Origin of the sequence: Bradyrhizobium lablabi, assembly GCF_018129385.1 — a bacterium.
GTDB lineage: Bacteria > Pseudomonadota > Alphaproteobacteria > Rhizobiales > Xanthobacteraceae > Bradyrhizobium > Bradyrhizobium lablabi_C.
This window is the reverse complement of sequence record NZ_JAFCLN010000001.1, coordinates 271,177-288,833: the sequence shown is the minus strand read 5'-3', so window position 1 is coordinate 288,833 and position 17,657 is coordinate 271,177. Positions and strand designations below refer to the sequence as shown.

The 17,657-nt window shown below is 65.2% G+C and carries 16 protein-coding genes; 4 read left to right on the top strand and 12 right to left on the bottom strand.

Features of this window, described 5'->3' with window-relative positions; all coding sequences use genetic code 11:
* Window positions 1-18 precede the first annotated feature (18 nt).
* Window positions 19-741 carry a hypothetical protein gene (locus JQ628_RS01385; protein ID WP_249127395.1) on the bottom strand — a complete coding sequence of 241 codons (723 nt, stop codon included), beginning with the start codon at window positions 739-741 and terminating at the stop codon, window positions 19-21.
* 350 nt (window positions 742-1,091) lie between these two features.
* On the opposite strand from JQ628_RS01385, the gene JQ628_RS01380 reads away from it, so the two are divergent.
* Window positions 1,092-4,838 carry an autotransporter domain-containing protein gene (locus tag JQ628_RS01380; protein WP_249127394.1) on the top strand — a complete coding sequence of 1,249 codons (3,747 nt, stop codon included), beginning with the start codon at window positions 1,092-1,094 and terminating at the stop codon, window positions 4,836-4,838.
* Window positions 4,839-4,876: 38 nt separating this feature from the next.
* Window positions 4,877-5,047 carry a hypothetical protein gene (locus JQ628_RS01375; protein ID WP_212218025.1) on the top strand — a complete coding sequence of 57 codons (171 nt, stop codon included), beginning with the start codon at window positions 4,877-4,879 and terminating at the stop codon, window positions 5,045-5,047.
* A 26-nt stretch (window positions 5,048-5,073) separates the two neighbouring features.
* Here the strand turns inward: JQ628_RS01375 and gspM are convergent, their stop codons facing one another.
* The 9 genes from gspM to JQ628_RS01330 are packed head-to-tail and all read right to left on the bottom strand — an operon-like array spanning window position 5,074 to window position 12,489.
* Window positions 5,074-5,634, bottom strand: coding sequence for a type II secretion system protein GspM (gspM, locus tag JQ628_RS01370; RefSeq protein WP_212218022.1), 561 nt, complete (start codon window positions 5,632-5,634; stop codon window positions 5,074-5,076).
* The gene (locus JQ628_RS01365; RefSeq protein ID WP_212218019.1) at window positions 5,631-6,680 is read right to left on the bottom strand and encodes a PilN domain-containing protein; all 1,050 of its coding nucleotides are present in this window, start codon (window positions 6,678-6,680) and stop codon (window positions 5,631-5,633) included. The genes gspM and JQ628_RS01365 overlap by 4 nt, the downstream gene beginning before the upstream one ends.
* A complete protein-coding gene (locus JQ628_RS01360; RefSeq protein ID WP_249127393.1) occupies window positions 6,677-7,675 on the bottom strand; it encodes a general secretion pathway protein GspK in 999 nt (332 codons plus the stop codon). The genes JQ628_RS01365 and JQ628_RS01360 overlap by 4 nt, the downstream gene beginning before the upstream one ends.
* Complete coding sequence (locus JQ628_RS01355; RefSeq protein WP_212218016.1) at window positions 7,612-8,289, bottom strand: PulJ/GspJ family protein; 678 nt, start codon at window positions 8,287-8,289, stop codon at window positions 7,612-7,614. The genes JQ628_RS01360 and JQ628_RS01355 overlap by 64 nt, the downstream gene beginning before the upstream one ends.
* Window positions 8,286-8,678 carry a type IV pilus modification PilV family protein gene (locus JQ628_RS01350; RefSeq protein ID WP_212218013.1) on the bottom strand — a complete coding sequence of 131 codons (393 nt, stop codon included), beginning with the start codon at window positions 8,676-8,678 and terminating at the stop codon, window positions 8,286-8,288. Before JQ628_RS01350 ends, JQ628_RS01355 begins: the two co-directional genes overlap by 4 nt.
* Window positions 8,659-9,147: a prepilin-type N-terminal cleavage/methylation domain-containing protein gene (locus tag JQ628_RS01345; protein WP_212218011.1), complete on the bottom strand. Its 489-nt coding sequence runs from the start codon at window positions 9,145-9,147 to the stop codon at window positions 8,659-8,661. Before JQ628_RS01345 ends, JQ628_RS01350 begins: the two co-directional genes overlap by 20 nt.
* On the bottom strand, window positions 9,110-9,565 hold the full coding sequence (gene gspG, locus JQ628_RS01340) for a type II secretion system major pseudopilin GspG (protein ID WP_212219265.1): 456 nt from the start codon (window positions 9,563-9,565) through the stop codon (window positions 9,110-9,112). Before gspG ends, JQ628_RS01345 begins: the two co-directional genes overlap by 38 nt.
* A gap of 20 nt (window positions 9,566-9,585) precedes the next feature.
* Window positions 9,586-10,797, bottom strand: coding sequence for a type II secretion system F family protein (locus JQ628_RS01335; protein ID WP_212218008.1), 1,212 nt, complete (start codon window positions 10,795-10,797; stop codon window positions 9,586-9,588).
* Between the two features lie 6 nt (window positions 10,798-10,803).
* Window positions 10,804-12,489, bottom strand: a complete 1,686-nt coding sequence (locus JQ628_RS01330) for a GspE/PulE family protein (RefSeq protein ID WP_212218004.1) — start codon at window positions 12,487-12,489, stop codon at window positions 10,804-10,806.
* A gap of 255 nt (window positions 12,490-12,744) precedes the next feature.
* Between JQ628_RS01330 and gspD the strand changes: the two genes are divergently transcribed.
* On the top strand, window positions 12,745-15,018 hold the full coding sequence (gene gspD, locus JQ628_RS01325; protein WP_249127444.1) for a type II secretion system secretin GspD: 2,274 nt from the start codon (window positions 12,745-12,747) through the stop codon (window positions 15,016-15,018).
* Between the two features lie 146 nt (window positions 15,019-15,164).
* On the top strand, window positions 15,165-15,683 hold the full coding sequence (locus JQ628_RS01320) for a prepilin peptidase (RefSeq protein WP_249127392.1): 519 nt from the start codon (window positions 15,165-15,167) through the stop codon (window positions 15,681-15,683).
* 13 nt (window positions 15,684-15,696) lie between these two features.
* Here JQ628_RS01320 and JQ628_RS01315 read toward each other — a convergent pair whose 3' ends face one another.
* On the bottom strand, window positions 15,697-16,245 hold the full coding sequence (locus tag JQ628_RS01315) for a tetratricopeptide repeat protein (protein WP_212217998.1): 549 nt from the start codon (window positions 16,243-16,245) through the stop codon (window positions 15,697-15,699).
* A 380-nt stretch (window positions 16,246-16,625) separates the two neighbouring features.
* Complete coding sequence (locus JQ628_RS01310) at window positions 16,626-17,393, bottom strand: hypothetical protein (protein ID WP_249127391.1); 768 nt, start codon at window positions 17,391-17,393, stop codon at window positions 16,626-16,628.
* Window positions 17,394-17,657: the final 264 nt, after the last annotated feature.

Below are 17,657 nucleotides of genomic sequence, written 5' to 3'. Positions count from 1 at the left end.
GCGGAAGCCGGCGCAAAATCACAGGCCGTCATGGGCCCCGTTCTTCGGCGTCGAACGGGGAATGAACGGCGCGTAGTTCGTATCCATGACCCCCGCGCCGATTTGCGTCGGGGCCGGCAGGATCTGCGGACCCGGCACTCCCGCGAGGACCGGCACACCAGGAGCCGCGGCAGGCGGAGCATTGGTGCTCTTGAGCTCGATGGTTTCGGCCCGGCCGCCCTTCTTCATCGTGACTTCACGCCGCAGCACCGTGCTGAGCACCCAGCCGGCATGGCTTTCGCCCTGTCGCAGGCGAACGGTCTTCTGGCTGGTCCGGTCCACGAACACGGCGATCGCGTCGCTGTCGCTGACCACGGCGCCGATCAACGCCAGGGGCGGCGGCTCGGGCGCCGCCACCACCACCGGAGGCGGGGCGACCACGGCCTGCGGCGCGGCCACCGCACGCGGCGGCGGACGGCGTGATGCGGAAAAGATCGGGCGTTCCTGTGTGGCCGTGAGCATCGAAAGCGGGACGGACCACAGCGGATTGCCGCTCGGCGGCGGCTTTGGCGCGTCGCGATTCGGCCGGGCGATGGGTTTGACGGTGCCGAGGTCGACCGTGTCGGCATCCCCTGCCCGGTCGCTGGAAAGGATGTCCGGCACCGAGGATGTTGCCGCGAACAGCATTGGAGGCGCAACGGCCAACAACAGCCCGCCGGAGAGCAAGGCCAAACCGACCATGTTGCGCCAACAGACCATCATGCCCCTGTCCCGGCCACCGCGGAGACCCCGCTTGTCACAACTTACCGGGAACTGGCGTTCCCATCAACACGCGCGGACGGAGATTGAGCCGGTGATTCCCTGGAACCTGCACGCGCGTTGCCAACCCTGCGCTCTTTGAGAAGCGCTCGACGCCAAGGGCGGCGCAAATGTTGCCCAAGTGCCACGCCGACGGAAATACGAAAAGCGGTGCTCTGCCGGCTACCGCAAAACCCATCTGCCTTCGTTGCACCCGGCTGCAACGCCGTGAGATTATGGCGAAAATGGGCGTCGTGACGTTTGATTTCTGCATGGTCCGGGCGCGTCGAAGAGCAGATTTGAGAAGCAGCGCCATGGCCGATCCGATATTCCCGCGAATGGGCGACATCACCGTCGGTTCGGCGCTTCGGCGCTCGGCCGCGGTGCTGCTGGCAACGACGGCGCTCGGCGTGGTGTCGGCGCATGCGGTGGACGGCACCTGGACCGGCGCCGGCAACGACTGGATCGATGGCACCAACTGGTCGTCGACGCCGAATGTGCCGGACGGCACTGCGACGTTCACCAATAACGCCGCGCCGACGGGTGTCGACGTCAACGGCCTCGCCTCGATCGGCGCCCTCACCTTCACCAATACCGCGCCCGCCTACACGATCAACACCAACGACATCTTTCTGGTCAACGGCGCCGGCGTGAACAACGCGAGTGCGGCGACGCAGACGTTCAACGTCTTTTCTTCATTCGTTTTCCAGAACGCCAGTTCGGCGAGCACGGGCGCGGGGCCGGTCACCTACAACAATGCCGGCTTCATCACCTTCGCGAACACCAGCACGGCCGGCAATGCCGCCATCAACAACGGCAGCGTCCTGCAATTCTTCGACACCAGCGCAGCTGGCACCGCCACGATCCAGAACAATCTCGTGATGGACTTCTTCGACGGTGCCTCGGCCGGCAGCGCCAACATCACCAATGCCGCGACCGGCACATTGACGCTCAACAGCACCGCGACGGCCGGTTCCGCCACCATCGTCAATAGCGGCACGGTTTCGTTCACCGGCTTGGCCTCCGGCGGCACGGGCAGTGCAAATCTCGTCAACAATACAAACGGCCTCTGGAGCTTCAACGACAACAGCACCGCCGGCGCAGCGAACGTCGTCAACCTCAGCGATCTCTCGTTCAACAATTCCGCCACCGCCGGCACCGCGACGGTCACGACCAGCAACGGCGCGACCACGCGCTTTACCGGAACGAGCACCGGCGGCAACGCGCGCTTCATCACCAGCGCAGGCGGCACGTTCAACATGTCCGGCCTCACCTCGACCGGCATGACCGCCGGCTCGATCGAGGGTGCCGGCAATTATGTGCTGGGATCGAAGACGCTAACCACCGGCGGCAACAACGCCTCGACCACGGTCGACGGCGTGATCTCGGGCGCCGGCGGCGGCTTGACCAAGGTCGGCACCGGTACAATGACGCTGACGAACACCAACACTTATTCCGGCGAAACCACGATTTCAGGCGGAACGCTCGCGCTGTCGGGTTCTGGCTGGCTCACAGCCACCAGCCGGATCACAGTCGACGCTACGTTCGATATTTCTGCCATGTCCTCGAGTGAGCTTCTCATATCCACGCTTGCCGGAAGTTCGACGGGCGTGGTGAAGACGGGCAGTAAGATGCTGGAAATATGGAACGGCTCAACCGAATTTGGAGGCTCCATACAGGACACCGGCGGTTTGAGGATGATCATCGGAACGCAGACGCTATCCGGTAACAACACCTACACCGGTACCACCCAGATCTACGGCGGAACACTGGCGCTCAAGGGAAGCGGGTCGATCTCATCATCCGTAGCACTCATGTTTTTACCTTTCGCTCCAGGCGTGTCCGGTACCTTCGACATTTCACAGACCAACACCGGTGCATCGGTCCGCAGCATCCATGGCTCCAGCAACAACGGCGTCGTCGCACTGGGCGGAAAGACGCTTACGATCACGGGAGGTAATGCCACCTTCGACGGCGTTATTCAGGATGGCGGAATCGGCGGCGGCACCGGCGGAAACCTGACCATCGCCACGGTTTTCGCGCAGAAGCTGAGCGGAGTGAACACCTACACTGGCGCAACCACGATCGTGGCCGGCGGCAAACTCGATCTGATCTCTGCCGGAGGCCATCATGGCAGCATCGCGACATCGAGCGGACTCACCAACAACGGCACATTCGACGTTTCCGCGCTCACAAACGGCGGCACCTCGATCAAGTCGCTGGCCGGTGGAAACACCGGCACTGTCAAACTCGGCGCCAACACACTCACTCTCGCCAACGCCAATGGCGCATTCGCCGGCGTGATCCAGGGCAGCGGCGGGCTGACGCTGTCAGCGGGCGCGCAGGTGCTGTCGGGCGCAAACACCTATACCGGCAACACCAATGTCAACAGCGGCACGCTGGTGGTTGACGGCTCGACCGCGGCGTCGGCGCTGACCACCGTGAACGGCGGCGCCACGTTGGCCGGCAGCGGCAATGTCGGCACCACCGTAATCAACGGCGGCACACTTGCTGCGGGCAGCGCCGGCGGCAGCGTATTTGGTCCGCTGGCGGTCGCCGGCAGCCTCACCTTCACCGCAGCATCGACTTACCTGATCCAGGTTTCACCCGCGACCGCAGGCAGGACCAACGTCACCGGCGCCGCAAACCTCGGGGGCGCAACCGTCAACGCGGTGTTCCAGCCCGGCTCCTACGTGAACAAGAAGTACACCATCCTGACTGCGAACGGCGGCCTCGGCGGCACCACGTTCGATCCCGCCGTGGTCTCCAACAATTCGAATCTCACCGCGACGCTCTCCTACGATCCGAACAACGTATTCCTCAACGTAACCCTCAACTTCGTCACGCCGAACGGTCCGCTCAGTGTCAATCAGCAGAACGTGGCGAACACCCTCACCAACTTCTTCAACACCACCGGCAGCATCCCGGTGGCGTTTGCGGCGCTCAGCGCCCAGGGTCTGGCCGTCGCCTCCGGCGAACTCGGCACCGGCATTATCCAGTCCGCGACCCAGGCCGATAACTTCTTCCTCAACCTGCTGCTCGATCCCACCATCGCCGGCCGCGCCGGCGGCTTTGCGCCGGTCGGCAGCACGACCGGACTTGCGGACGAAGACGACGAGGCGCTTGCCTATGCGAAGAAGCGCCTAGCGACGAAGAGCGAGCGCGACGCCTACGCAATGGCGCGGAAGGCTCCCGCCCTTCTCGCCGCGCAGCCCGCGAGCCGCTGGAGCGTCTGGGGCTCTGCCTACGGCGGCGCCGTCAATATCGACGGCAATGCCGTGATCGGCTCGAACGACCTCACCGCGCGCGCCTGGGGCGTCGTCGGCGGCGCCGACTACCGGGTCACGCCGAATACCCTGCTCGGCTTTGCGCTGGCCGGCGGCGGCACCAACTACTCGCTGGCCAACGGCCTTGGCCGCGGATCGTCCGACCTGTTCCAGGCCGGCGTATTCGGCCGGCACAATTTCGGCCCGGCCTACGTTTCCGGCGCGCTCAACTATGGCTGGCACGACGTCACCACCAACCGCACCGTGATGCTGGCCGGCGTCGACCAGTTGCAGGCGCGCTTCCGCGCGGAAACGTTCTCCGGCCGCTTCGAGGGCGGCTACCGCTACGCCAATCCGCTTCTCGCGCTGACGCCCTATGCCGCCGCACAGTTCACCAGCGTGCGCCTGCCCGGCTACGCCGAACAGGTGCTGGCCGGCGCCGGCACCTTTGCGCTCACCTATGCCGGCCAGACCACCACCGCGACCCGCACCGAGCTCGGCCTGCGCACCGATAAATCCTATGCGATGCAGGACGGCATGCTGACCCTGCGCGGCCGCGTCGCCTGGGCGCACGACTACAACAACGACGGCGCCATCACGGCCGTGTTCCAGACGCTGCCCGGCGCCAATTTCGTCGTGAACGGCGCGCGGCCGAATCCGGACGCCGCCCTCGTCAGCGCCGGTGCGGAGATGAAGTGGCTGAACGGTTTTTCGCTCGCCGGCACCTTCGAGGGAGAATTCTCCGGCAATTATCAGAGCTACGCCGGCAAGGGTGTCGCCAAGTACAGTTGGTGAGCTAGCGATAGCTGGCGCAGCCTGCTACTAATCATCGGATGACGGTCAAGGTCTCAAAATTCGACGCGGCCGACTACCTCGGCACTCCGGCAGCAATCGCGGCTTATCTTGCCGAGGCATTGGAGACGAACGATCCAAACTACATCCGCGTGGCGCGCGATACAGTTGCACGCGCATATCGACGTCAAACTGGCAAACGAGCTGATTAATAAACGTAGCATCTACGTTTCGAGCTCTACTTGCTGCCCTGCCACCTGCCGGACACACCGAGCACGACTCTGATCTTGCCGGCGCCGCCTTCATTCGCCGCGGTCATCTGCGGCACCTGTACGTCGAGCTGGTCGACGAACAAAAAGGGCATGCCGGCCTCGAGGTCGTAGAGCAGCTTTTGCAGCGCCGGCTGCTCCATCTCGCAGCTCACGGTGAGGCCGACAAAGCCGTCTTTCGCCTGCGTTCCCGTCACATCCACCTGCGAGGACTGGATGGTGCCGCCGACCTTGCTGACGGCATCGCCGACCCGCTGCAACAGTGCGGCGCCTGCCACCGTCACGGTCGGCCCTTCCAGGAACGGCGTGCCCGGGCGCCCCGCCTGCACTGGTCCCTTGCCGCGCGCGCGCCGGCCCTGCAACTGATCCAACAGATCGGACGTCTGCGCCAGCGCCTGCTGGCGCGCGAAGATGTCGGCGATGGAAAAGCCCGCGGAAGCGATCAGCCCGCCGACCACGGCAAGATACAGCGTCACCGCGATCAGCGGCGATTGCGTCAGGGCGCGGGTGACGGTGGAGGCGGCGCTCATGGGGCGTTCTTCGGTTCGACGCGGGTTTCGATGTGAAAACGCTCGCCGGGATCGGACGGCGAGCGCGTCGTCGGCGCATAGAAGGTGGCGCGGGTGAAATGCTGGGACTGCTCGATCAGCGGAATCAGCGACGGCGCATCGCGCGTGATGCCGACGATCTGGAGCTTGTTGCCGGCAAGATGCAGCTCGGTGATGTAGGTGTGGTCGGGCAGCACGCGGCTCAGCGTCTCCAGCACGATGACGCCGGACGGCGTTTCGTGCTTGCGCCGCTCCAGCGCGGCGAGCGGTGAACGGTCGCTACCGTCAGAGCCGGCGCGGATCGCCGCACGGCGCGCCGCGATCTGCCGCCCCAGTTCGTTCTCCTGCGCGCTCAGGCTGTCGCCGATATACGCCGACACCGCTAGCGCCAGCAGCGCCCCGACCGCAACAACGCCAAGCAGGATCGACAGCGCGCGGCTCAACCGTGCCGCGTCGAGATGCCCGCGCGCCTTCTGCTCGAACACTTTTACGCGCCCGGCATCGCGTTCGGCGATGTCGGTGCATACGGCGACGGAGGCCGGATGGAACGGGGCCACCGCCTGCACATAGGTCATCGCCACCTTGCGCGTGGTTGCCGCGATCATGGTGGTGACGCTCTCGGTCCCGCCGGCGGCCGGCACCGAGCAGCCGAACACCGCTTCGGTCGCGCTCCATGGCGTCAGCCGGTCGATCTGCGCGCGCACGATGCCTTCGACAAAGTCCGCCGCGCGCGCCGGCAGTTCCAGCGGGCGAAACAGGAACCGCTTCGGTTGCAGCACGATCTCGACCCGGCTGCCCCGGAACGCCTGGACGAGGTTGGGCGCCGACAGCACGCCGTCGGCAAAGCCGATACGCGAGGGGATATTGTCCGACCGCGCCGTCCCCTCGACCGCAAAGCCGCCATCGTCCTGTTCGAGCAGCCGGACCACGCGCGGCGACACCGTGCGGTCGAATGCGGCGATCACGGCCGCGGCGACGCTCGCCGTCCATGCGCTGATGATCGCGCCGATCGTCTGCAAGAACTTCATCGGGCCCTTTGCGGCGCGGTGGCGCCGTCCAACATATTGCGCCAGGACAATACACGATAAGGCGCTTCCCCGCCGTCGAGAAGCAGGATCACGACCTCGGCTGCGTTCGGGCTGACGCCGCCGAACGCGACAGCGACGTTGATCCGGTAGGCCCTTGATCCGGCCAGCGATGCCCCCTCGCTGCCGGCCATCGCCAGCAGCGCGTTCGGATCTGCACTCGGATCGCTGCGCTGTGCCAGCAGGGCCTGCAACTTCTCCGGTGTCATGCCCGGCAGGGCGGCCAGCACCTGCGGCGCGGCATCCGCTACATTGATCGAGGACAGGTTCGAGAACACGGTGACGAATGGCAATATCTTCTCGATCACCAACGGCGGGACCCCATGGACCAGCCACAGCTCTTCGGCCAGCGGGAACGGCGCGTGGCGCGGCAAATAGGGCGCGCCCGAGGTTCGATAAAACGAATTTTCCGGATCGTTTTCGCCGCCACTGGCAGGAGAACGCCAGGCCAGGATGCGTTCGGCATAGTACGCCGCATTCTCCGGGCTGGCTCCAAGACCCGCGATCAATCCCGCGAGCAGGCCCTTCGGCGCCGCATTGAGATCGACGCGCGCCGCCTCCGAGCGGAACGTCACAACCACCTTGCCAGCGCCCACCCGCGCATCGAATGTGCCGCTGGTGGGGCGCACGGTCTCGCTGACGCCGGAGAGCTGGAATGCCGCAAGCTCTACCCCGGCCGTTACCAGCGCTTCGGTCTGTACCCGGTCGGCTCCGGTCGCCACGACGACGGCGGTGCTGGTGACATAGTTGAGATAGATCAGCACCAGCGCTGAAAGCGCTGCCAGAATCCAGAGCACCGCGACGACGATGAAGCCGCGTGAATTCCTCTCGTCTCCTGGGGTGATGCGAAAGCCCATATAGGCATCCTGGCCCGTCAGAGCCCCTCCTGCTTGGATTCCGACCCCAGGCATGCAGCCGGATTCTTTGCCCGCGCGCATTCGGCCGGCGCATCGACGTGAACGACCATCGCTGTCGACACGTTCAGCACCTGCCCGGTTGCGCCATCGCGCACGGTGGCGCGGATTTTTTCGGGCAATTGCTTCTGGCCGCGCCAGACCGGCTGCCAGACCTGGTCCGGCCCCGCATAGGAGAACGTCACGCGGAAGGGTGCGCGGGTCAGCACCACCTGGTCGGCAAAACGGATTTGCGCATCGGCCGCCATCGGCGCGAACGGCGCACGCTCGCGCACCAGCGCAAGCCCCTGGGCGTCGGCCTTTTCGGTGAAGCGGATGATCTCGAGCCCGGGCCGCGAATTGGGACCGATCGCTGTGCGCACGAAGGTGACGGACAATTCGGAGCCCTCGAACAGCGGCGCCTTGGCGTCGGCGTTGACCGGGATCATCTCCGCGACCGACAGGTCGGCGGCGATGCGCTCCAGCCCCATCGCCAGCTTCTCGGCGCGCTGCACGCGCGCGATGCCACGGTTCCAGTTCGGCAGCCATTGCGCGGTCACGGTCGCAAGCGCGGCGAGGATCACCGTCATCAACAGCGTCGCCAGCAGCACTTCGATGAGCGTGAAGCCGGCTTCGCCTTTCCTTGCACGCTTGCTCATTCGCCACCCCTCGGCACCAGCCGCACGGTGGTGAACTGCATCGCCGCCCCGCCGGCGGCCTGGAGCCGCAGGTTCACCGTGAGGGGAATGAAGCGGGCGGTCGGCGGAATCTGCGCCAGCCGCGTCGGCGCGACGTCGATCCGCCAGCGATGACCGGAGAGCTCGCCGGTTTGCCGGCCGGGTTTGAGGAGATCGCGCGCTGGAATCGAGGCCAGCAGCGTTTCCGCGGTGCCGGTCAGCGCCAGCCGCTGGTCGATGGAGCGCGTCCCCCTCACCGTGGTCCCGATCACGGCCGCGATCGACGCCAGCACGGTCGCGACGATCGCCAGCGCGACCAGCGCCTCGATCAGCGTGAACCCTGCCTCGCCGTCAGAGCATCTTCGGGACAATATCGACGCCTCCGGTCAACCAGTTGACGCGCACCTCATATCGCATCCCCGGCCGCAGCAGCGCGATCGTGCCGCCGCATGACATGCCCGAGGGGAAGAAATCGATCGAGCGGCCGACGCTGCGGTCGGCGCAGCGCGAGGCCAGGATCGCTTCCACCTGCACGTCGTCAGGCAGGCGGATGACCTGGCCGGTCGAGCCCGAGCGGATCGAGCGCGACGGCGCATCCACTTGCGTGACGATCTGCGCACGCCGGCGCAGCGCGGCGTTGCGGTCGGCCTTGAGGAGAGCCGCCATCTGCACCGCGTAGCTTTCGAGCCTGGCGCGCGTGGTGGCGCGCGGCACCGACGGCAGGATGATTGCCGCAAGCAGTCCGATGATGGCGAGCACGCAGAGGATCTCGATCAGCGCGAAACCCGCTTGCGCATTCGCCTCAGCGCGTGCCGCTGACGATGTCGGCTGCCGTTCCACTGCCGCCTTCCTGACCGTCCGAGCCGAGCGAAATGATTTCAAACGGCGCCCGCTCGCCCGGCGCGCGATAGACGTAAGTGTGGCCCCAGGGATCGTTCGGCACCACGCCGCCGCGCAAATACGGCCCGTTCCAGCCCGGCGCGTTGTTGCTGCGTGTCAGCGCCGCCAGTCCCTCATTGGTGCTCGGATAGCGGCCGAGATCGAGATAATAGAGATCGAGCGCGCTGGAAAAACTCTCGATCTGGATCTTTGCGGCCTTGGATTTGGACTCGCCGAGATAATTAAGCACCCGCGGGCCGACCAGCGCCATGATCAGCCCGATGATGGTGATCACCACCAGGATTTCGACCAGCGTAAATCCGGCCTGCGAATGGCTGCGGCGGCGTCTCGCCGTTCTCGTTCCAAAGTCCCTGCCCACTTCCAGCTCCGTAAAAAACTTCAACCGACAATCTGACTGACGGACATCAGCGCCGTCATCACAGACACAATCAATCCGCCGACCACAATACTGATCACGATGATGGCCGCCGGACCCGCGACACCGACGACGCGGTCCAGCGTGCGCTGTAGCTTTGCCTCGTAGAATTCGGCGACGCGCCCCGCCAGCATCGGCAACTGCCCGGTCTCGTCGCCGAGCCGCAACATCCGCACGGCCATCGCCGGCAAGGCATTGGTCTCGGCAAGCGCATCGGAAAGCTTTGCGCCATGGCGGACGCGCTCGGCGGCATCGGCCCAGACCTCGGAGGCGCCGACCGACGCCATCATGTCGACGAGGATACGCAGCGTCGTGGTGAGATTGACGCCGCTGCCGAGCAGGAGGCCGAGATTCCGGCAGAACAGCGCGGTCCTGTAAAACTTCATCACCTCGCGGATGGCCGGCAGCCGCGTCAGCGCATTGGTGAACGCGCGGCGCACGCCTTGCTGGCGCAGCAGCAGCCAGCTTCCGGCGATGACAGCGGCGAGGATAGCCATGACAGCGTCGGCATTGGCGCGCAGGAACGTCGAAAAATTCAGGAAGCCAAGGATGAACGGATCGACCTTGGCGCCAAAGTCCTGGAGCACGCCTGCAAATTGCGGCAGCACGAATATCAGGAAGAAGAACAGCACGCATCCCGCCGCGCCCAGCACGAACAGCGGATAGCGGATCGCTTCGCCCAGTCTTCGTTTTAATGCCTCGGTACGGGTGCGTTCGTCCGCGAGCACTTCGAGCACCTGATCGAGCGAGCCGGAGGCTTCGCCGACCCGGATCAGCGCAACATACATCGGCGGGAACAATCCCTCGTGCCGTGCCAGCGCGTCGGCAAAGCTCTCGCCGGCCACTACATGCGACCTGATGTCGGCGACCACCGGCCGCAGCCGGCCGAAATCGCGATCCGCCGAGAGCAGTTCGAGCCCGTCATTGATCCGCGCACCGGCGCGCAGCAGCAGTGCGAGATCGCGGGTGAACAGCGTGACGTCTTCCGGCTTCGGATTGTTGAAGAGGCTGAAGGCGCGCCCCGCCGGGCCGCCCTCCTCCAGCGTGACATTGTCGACCAGCACGAGCCCGAGCCGCTCGACCCGCTGGGCGACATCGCCCGGTGCGGGTGCGGCGATCGCGCCCGAAACCAGTTCGCCATTGCTGTTGATCGCGCGGTAGCGGTAGTTCGGCATTCTGGATCACCGCACCGTCGTGACGCGAAAAACCTCGGGCACCGTGGTGAGGCCGGCGCGGCATTTTCTCACCGCATCCTCCAGCATCGTGGTCATGCCGCCCTTCATCGCGGCGGTATCGACGGTGTGCGAGTCCGTTTGCGGCCCGACCAGCTTGCGCACGTCGTCGCTCATTTCGAGGATTTCGAACACGCCGTTGCGGCCGCGATAACCGGTGCCACCGCAGCGCTCGCAGCCGCCCGCCTCATGTACGACCTCGCCGGCCGCAAAGCCGATCACCGCAAAGCGCGGGTCCTTCTCGACGTCTTCCGCCGTCAGCCTGTGCGGCACCTTGCAGCGGTCGCACAGCACGCGCACCAGCCGCTGCGCCACCACCGCGCGCAGCGTGGACTTGAGCAAAAATCCTTCGATGCCGAGATCGATCAGCCGGGGCACGGCGGCGGCGGCCGTCTCGGTGTGCAGCGTGGTCAGCACGAGATGGCCGGTGAGCGCCGCATGGATCGCGATATGCGCGGTCTCGGCGTCGCGGATTTCGCCGACCATGATCACATCAGGGTCCTGGCGGACAAAGGAGCGCATCGCGGTCGCAAAGGTCAGCCCGATCGACGGCTTGACCTGCGACTGGTTGATCCCCGGAATTTCATATTCGACGGGATCTTCGATGGTGAGAATCTTTCGCGTCGGCTCGTTGAGGATCGACAGCATGGTCGCGAGCGTCGTGGTCTTGCCGCTGCCGGTCGGTCCCGTCACCACGATCATGCCGTGCGGCAGCGCCAGCAGCCGCGTCATGATGCCCTCGTCGCGCGGGGCAAGACCGAGCTTGCTCATCTCCAGCAAGCCGCGGTCGCGCGGCAACAGACGGATCACCGCGCTCTCGCTGTGCTGCGTTGGCATGGTAGCGACACGCACGTCGAGCTCGGCTCGGCTGACGCGCACCCGCGCCGCGCCATCCTGCGGCAACCGCCGCTCGGCGATGTTGAGACCCGCCAGGATCTTCACGCGCGAGATCAGCGCCTGCGGCGGAATGTTCGGCGCCGGAATCGCACGCAACAGCCCGTCGACGCGCATGCGGATCACGAGTCCTGTGCGGAACGGCTCGATGTGAATGTCGCTGGCACGCAGCTCGACCGCGCGCTCGAGCAGATCGTTGAGCGCGCGCACCACCGGCGCACCGCTGGCGAGATCGCGCAGGCTTTCGATGTCATCGTCGGATTGCTGGCTCGGCCCGTTCGCAGCCTTGTCGTTTGCCGCATCATCGGCCTCGATGCGCTGGTCCAGCACCGTGGTGATGTCCTCGAACGAGGCCACCGCAACCTCGACCGGCGCACCGAACACGATTTCCGCGGCGCGGATCGCAGCCGTATCGGAGGGGTCGGCGACCGCAAGGCGATAATTCCCGTTCGGCGCACGCACCGGAAAGATCGTGGACTCCCGCAGGAAGCGGCGGGAAAACCCGTCCAGACAAGGCGTTGCGGCGAGAAGCTGAGGCAGGCTCAGCCGCACCACGCCAAAATAGTCCGAGACCTCATCGGCGAAATCGGATGCGGAAAGATCGGTCGCCTCCCACAGCTCGCGCAGCGGTCGCGTTGAGGTTGAGCTGGAGGCATTTTCGAAGCGGGCGCGCGCCTTCGCCGGAAGCGAATATTTTTCCAGAAGGTGCTGCCGGAAGGTCTCTGCGGACAGGTCTCGCATCGAATTCCCACCGCTAACCTTGTTACTGGAAAGCAACAGCCTTCAATTGTGTCGAAGGGGCGTTTAAGCTTGACTTATTTAGTAGCAAAAACATAATTGTGGCGCAAATTTTTAAGCGTCCGCACCATGCCCGGAGGGGGCGTGGTTTTCAGTTAACGCTGTAGCTTTGGTAGGCGTATTTTGTTCAAAGTGGTCCATCCGCTTGCGCGCCTGCGTTCAGGGTTGGCTGGAACGCTCGTTCTGTTTTTTTCCTCGATGCTGCTGACGGCCTGCATCGTTACTTCGGATTCCATTGAAGGCAATCCAAAGGATCCCCGCGCCCAGGACATCGCCGATCGCGTTCGCTCGCTCGATCTGTCCCCCCGTCAAACTACGGACCCCGGCGCCGGCGGCATCCGGCAGCAGGGCGCTTCGCGTCCGCAGATCTACCTGAGCGACGGCACGCGGCCGCAAGGTGCCGCGCTGGCCGAAGGCGATGGCTCGGGTACCAGCGGCTACGATCTCAACTTCGAGAACGCGCCGGTCGCAACCGTCGCCAAAGTCATCCTCGGCGACGTGCTCGGCGTCGGCTACACCATCGATCCGCGCGTGCAGGGCACCGTGACGATGGCCTCCGTGCGTCCTGTTCCGAAAGCGGATGCGCTCTATGTGCTGGAGAACGCGCTGCGGATGAGCGGCGTGGCGCTGCTGCGCGACCGCGGCGGCAGCTACCGCCTGTTGCCCGCGACAGAAGCCGGTCCGGGCGGCATCGACCGCTCGGCCTCGGCCGAAGCCGGCCAGGGCATCAGCGTCGTGCCGCTGCGCTACGTCTCGGCGCAAAACGTGTTCAAGCTGCTCGACGCATTCGGGGTGCGGGCCGGCGCCATCCGCCCCGACAACAACCGCAACACGCTGATGATCACCGGCAGCGGCTCCGACCGGGCTGCGGCGATCGACACCATCCTCAGCTTCGATGCCGACTGGATGCGCGGCCAATCGGTCGGCATCTTCCCGGTGCGCAATTCGTCGCCCGAGCCGCTGATCTCCGAGATCGAGAAGATCATGGATTCCGGGGACGGCGGCATCGGCCAGAACATGGTCAAGTTCCAGGCGATCGCGCGGCTCAACTCCATTCTCGTGGTCAGCCAGAAGCCGGAATATCTCAAGCGCGCGCAGACCTGGATCGCGCGGCTCGACAAGTCCGACACCGAAGGCGTCAACATGAAGTCCTACCCGCTGCGCTACGGTCAAGCGAAGCAGGTGGTGGCGCTGCTCAATGAAATGCTGGTCGGCCAGGGCCCGCCAAGCGGCAGCTTCGAGAATGCTTCAAGCCAGGTGTCGCCGGGCTCGGGCATTTCCACGTCCAGTTCCGGACCGCCGCCCGCCTCGGTTGCAGCATTGAGCGGACTGCCGACCGCGGCGGCCGGCGCGACGACGCCGGTGACCGGTCCACCCGGTTCGCTGATGAACGCGCGCCCCATTCCTGCTCCGGGCACTTCACTCGGAACGCCGCAGGATCAGACACCCGGCGCCTCTTCCGGTTCGACCAGGCAGGCCGTGGCGCCCCCCGTCCAGAACGTGCGCATCACCGCCGACATCGCCAACAACGCCGTGCTGGTCTACGCCAACATGGAATCGCAGCGCATCGTCGAGCAGACCATCCGCCAGATCGACCGGCCGCAGCGCCAGATCGCGATCGAGGCGACCATTGCCGAAGTGACGTTGAACGATCGGCTGAACTACGGCGTGCAGTTCTTCCTGGCGAGCAAGCAAGGCTCGCTGTCGAACACGATCGCCACCCAGCCGGGCACGCTCAACACCGTCGAGCCCCCGAGCAACGCCGTCAACGCCGCGGCCAATGCCCTGCTCAACCGCTCGATCCCCGGCTTCAATCTGTTGGTCGGTGCGGAAAATTCGCCGCGCGTCATTCTCGATGCGCTGCACGGCGTCACCGACGTGAAGGTCCTGTCGAACCCGTCGCTGGTCGTGCTCGACAACCAGCCCGCGACATTACAGGTCGGCGATCAGGTGCCCTTCTCCACCGGCACCGCCACGGTGCTGACCACCGCCAACACCGTCGTGAACACGATCGACTACAAGAATACGGGCATCATCCTGCGCGTGCTGCCGCGGGCCAACGCCAACGGCAACATCGTGCTCGATATCGAGCAGGAGATCAGCAACGTTTCCACGACGACCAATACCGGACCGCTGACCCCGACGATATCGCAGCGGCGGGTCAAGAGCTCGATCGCGGTCACCAGCGGCCAGACCGTGCTGCTTGCCGGACTGATCAGCGAGAGCGAGAACAAGCAACGGCAGGGCATCCCGCTGCTGGACCAGATCCCCGGCGTCGGCGACGCGTTCTCGCATCAGACGTTCACGCGCGCCAGGACCGAATTGATCCTGTTCATTCGGCCGACGGTCGTAAAGGACGCGGTCGACGCGCAGGTCATCGCCGAGGAAATGCGCAGCAAGATGAACAGCCGGCTGGTGGGCACCAGCAATCGCGTGATCGTGGTCGATCCGAAGACCGGGGCTGCGCGCTAGAGCATGATCCGGAAAAGTGGAAACCGGTTTTCCGAAAAGATCATGCTCAAACAAGGAGATGAGATCATGATGCGATTCCTTGTAATCGCATCATGATCTAGCGCGTGGTGGCGGGATCGACAGGCCGGCAAGCCGTCCTCAGCCTTTTGTTGCTTGTCGCAGTCGCGGTCAGCCTGGCCGTGGCGCCGGGACCGGAGGGGCTGTTCGGTGCGTTGCTGGCCGCGCTGATGCTGGCCATCGCGGTGATGGATCAGGACCGCTACGTCATCCCGAACGAGCTGACGGCCGCCGCTGCGGCCCTGGCGCTGCTTCGCGCCGGCATCGTCGGACCGGACGCCGGCTGGGAGGGCGTTCTGTGGTCCATCGGGCGGGCCTGCGCCGTCGCCCTGCCCTTGCTGGTGCTGACGGAAGGCTACCGGCGCTGGCGCGGCCGGGACGGGCTCGGCCTTGGCGACGTCAAGCTGGCGGGCGTACTCGGCGCCTGGCTCGGCTGGGTGACGATCTTTGCGGTGCTGGAAGCCGCGACCCTGACGGCTATCGCCGCCTACCTCATCCATGCAATGGTCCACCGCCGTCCGCTGCGGGGCACGGCCTTCCTGCCGTTCGGCGCGTTCCTGGCGCCGGCGATCTGGCTGGGCTGGCTGGCAGAGGCGCTGATGTACTGAACCCCGAGCGGCTTCAGCGCTCGCGCTTGGGCACCCACTCCAGCGCCTTCAGCCGCGCCTGCGCGATCTCCCCGCGGGTCATCTTGGTGGTGACGGCGTCGCGGATCCGCGCCCGCGCCTCCCGCGCCCTGGGAGGCGCACCGGCGGTGGCGAGATTGAGCCATTTGCCGGCCTCGACGATGTCCTGCGGCACGCCAAAACCGCGGTCGTAGAGCAGGCCGAGCGAATATTGCGCGAGGCTGTCACCCTGCTCCGCGGCGCGGCGGTACCACATCGCGGCATCCGTATAATTCTGTGGCACGCCCCGGCCGGTCTCGTACATGAAGCCCAGATAGGCTTGCGCGGTCGGATCGCCCCGCTCGGCATAAGGCGTGAAAACTTGCGCCGCGAGCATGTAGTTCTGACGGTTGAAGGCAGCGATGGCCTGGCGCATCGATGCGGCCTCGGCCGCGCCCATCATCAGAAGGAACCATGCAGCGCTGACCAGGCCAAGCACCGACGCGGCATGGCGTCGCGACGCGGCGCCGCTTCCGTTGGCACGACGATCCGCTCGCTGACTCATCCTGTTTTCCATTCACGGTCTGAACGATCTCAGTCTAGCCACGCGCAAACGGGAAATCCATGCCTTGCAGGTGGCCCAAGTGAGTGCCCAAACCCGCACGTCGATAGGACCTTCAGCAGCCGGTCGGAGATGCCGCATTCGATATTGCGATTTCGGCGGTTCTGTCACTTGAGTTGCGGTAGCGCGACGTTTCGTCCGCTGGAGGGCGACAAGCACGTGATGCCCCCGTCGATGCGCTGTTGGGCCCCCCGTCCAGTCAGATGCGCAACACGCGCGGCAAGTCCGCAAAACAAAACGCAACAGGCTCCGTGGAGCCTGTTGCGCATTTGTCGGTCGGATATGCTGTTGTGCCTCTCCGATCGAGAGGAAGCCGCCCTGGCTTACTTGAGCGGAACGGTCGCCGTGATCGTGCCGGAGCCCGCGATGGCGTTGTTGCCGAACGAGGCGACCGTCGGGCTGCCGGTGACCGAGATGGCTGCCGGGCTGCCCGCCAAAGTCGAAGCGTTCAGGGTGATCGCGCTTGGCGCGGCCACACTCGTCGCGAAGTTGGTATTGTTGTCGACCGTCGTCCTGATCAGGATTGCGGTATTCACCGCTCCGCCGGCGCCGGCGATGTTCACGCCGCCGGTGTTGCTCGCGATATACGTATCCTCAATGAGGACGCGCGCGCCGGCCGCGCCTGTCAGGTTGACGCCGTTTCCGTTGAAATTGCGGATCGCAGATTTCCTGATCGTCACCTTGGCACCGCTGGAGCTGGGGATGCTCACGCCGTTGATGCCGGTGCCGAGGCCTTCGATGTCAAGTCCCTGGAGAAGAACCTCGGCGGGCGCCGCAGCGTTGACGATGATGGCGTTGGTCCCCGACACGAGCACGCCGGCGGTGAAGGGTTCGCAGATGATGGCGATCGACTTCGTGATCGTGACGGCGCCAAAGCCGCCCGGATCGATGCAGTTGATCTCACCGCCGGTGGCGGTTTTCGAGATCGCACCGGCAAACGTCTTGCAGGGCGCCGTGCGGCTGCATGGATTGGCGTCGTCACCTACACCCGACACCCAGGTACGGGTCGCCTGGGCATGTGCCGAGGTCGTGGGAACGGAAACGATCGCGAGCAATCCAAAAAGACCGAGCAATAAGCTAGTTTTCTTCATGAGAGCCCTCAAAGAGTTGAACACCAAGAGACACGGTGCCGCAATCGGCACCACGAAAAGGAAGGGAGGTAGAGAGGTCGGCACGCAATACTGGCAGGGAATTTCAATCAGCCGCGAGGGGCCATTCCACCTAGCAAGGCGGTGCAACAAAACGATGTCAGATGGACAATGTCGTCGCCCCCACAGACGATTGACTTTCGTACTGGAAAAGGTCCGGCCCCAAAAATTACTTAAGCAACAGCCACACCCCTCCCATTAGTACGT

What these genes read in the sequence shown, in the direction of transcription:
- JQ628_RS01385 (WP_249127395.1), bottom strand. Translation starts at nt 741, where the DNA reads ATGATGGTCTGTTGGCGCAACATGGTCGGTTTGGCCTTGCTCTCCGGC.
- JQ628_RS01380 (WP_249127394.1), top strand. Translation starts at nt 1,092, where the DNA reads ATGGCCGATCCGATATTCCCGCGAATGGGCGACATCACCGTCGGTTCG.
- JQ628_RS01375 (WP_212218025.1), top strand. Translation starts at nt 4,877, where the DNA reads ATGACGGTCAAGGTCTCAAAATTCGACGCGGCCGACTACCTCGGCACT.
- gspM (WP_212218022.1), bottom strand. Translation starts at nt 5,634, where the DNA reads ATGAGCGCCGCCTCCACCGTCACCCGCGCCCTGACGCAATCGCCGCTG.
- JQ628_RS01365 (WP_212218019.1), bottom strand. Translation starts at nt 6,680, where the DNA reads ATGAAGTTCTTGCAGACGATCGGCGCGATCATCAGCGCATGGACGGCG.
- JQ628_RS01360 (WP_249127393.1), bottom strand. Translation starts at nt 7,675, where the DNA reads ATGCGCGCGGGCAAAGAATCCGGCTGCATGCCTGGGGTCGGAATCCAA.
- JQ628_RS01355 (WP_212218016.1), bottom strand. Translation starts at nt 8,289, where the DNA reads ATGAGCAAGCGTGCAAGGAAAGGCGAAGCCGGCTTCACGCTCATCGAA.
- JQ628_RS01335 (WP_212218008.1), bottom strand. Translation starts at nt 10,797, where the DNA reads ATGCCGAACTACCGCTACCGCGCGATCAACAGCAATGGCGAACTGGTT.
- JQ628_RS01330 (WP_212218004.1), bottom strand. Translation starts at nt 12,489, where the DNA reads ATGCGAGACCTGTCCGCAGAGACCTTCCGGCAGCACCTTCTGGAAAAA.
- gspD (WP_249127444.1), top strand. Translation starts at nt 12,745, where the DNA reads ATGCTGCTGACGGCCTGCATCGTTACTTCGGATTCCATTGAAGGCAAT.
- JQ628_RS01315 (WP_212217998.1), bottom strand. Translation starts at nt 16,245, where the DNA reads ATGAGTCAGCGAGCGGATCGTCGTGCCAACGGAAGCGGCGCCGCGTCG.
- JQ628_RS01310 (WP_249127391.1), bottom strand. Translation starts at nt 17,393, where the DNA reads ATGAAGAAAACTAGCTTATTGCTCGGTCTTTTTGGATTGCTCGCGATC.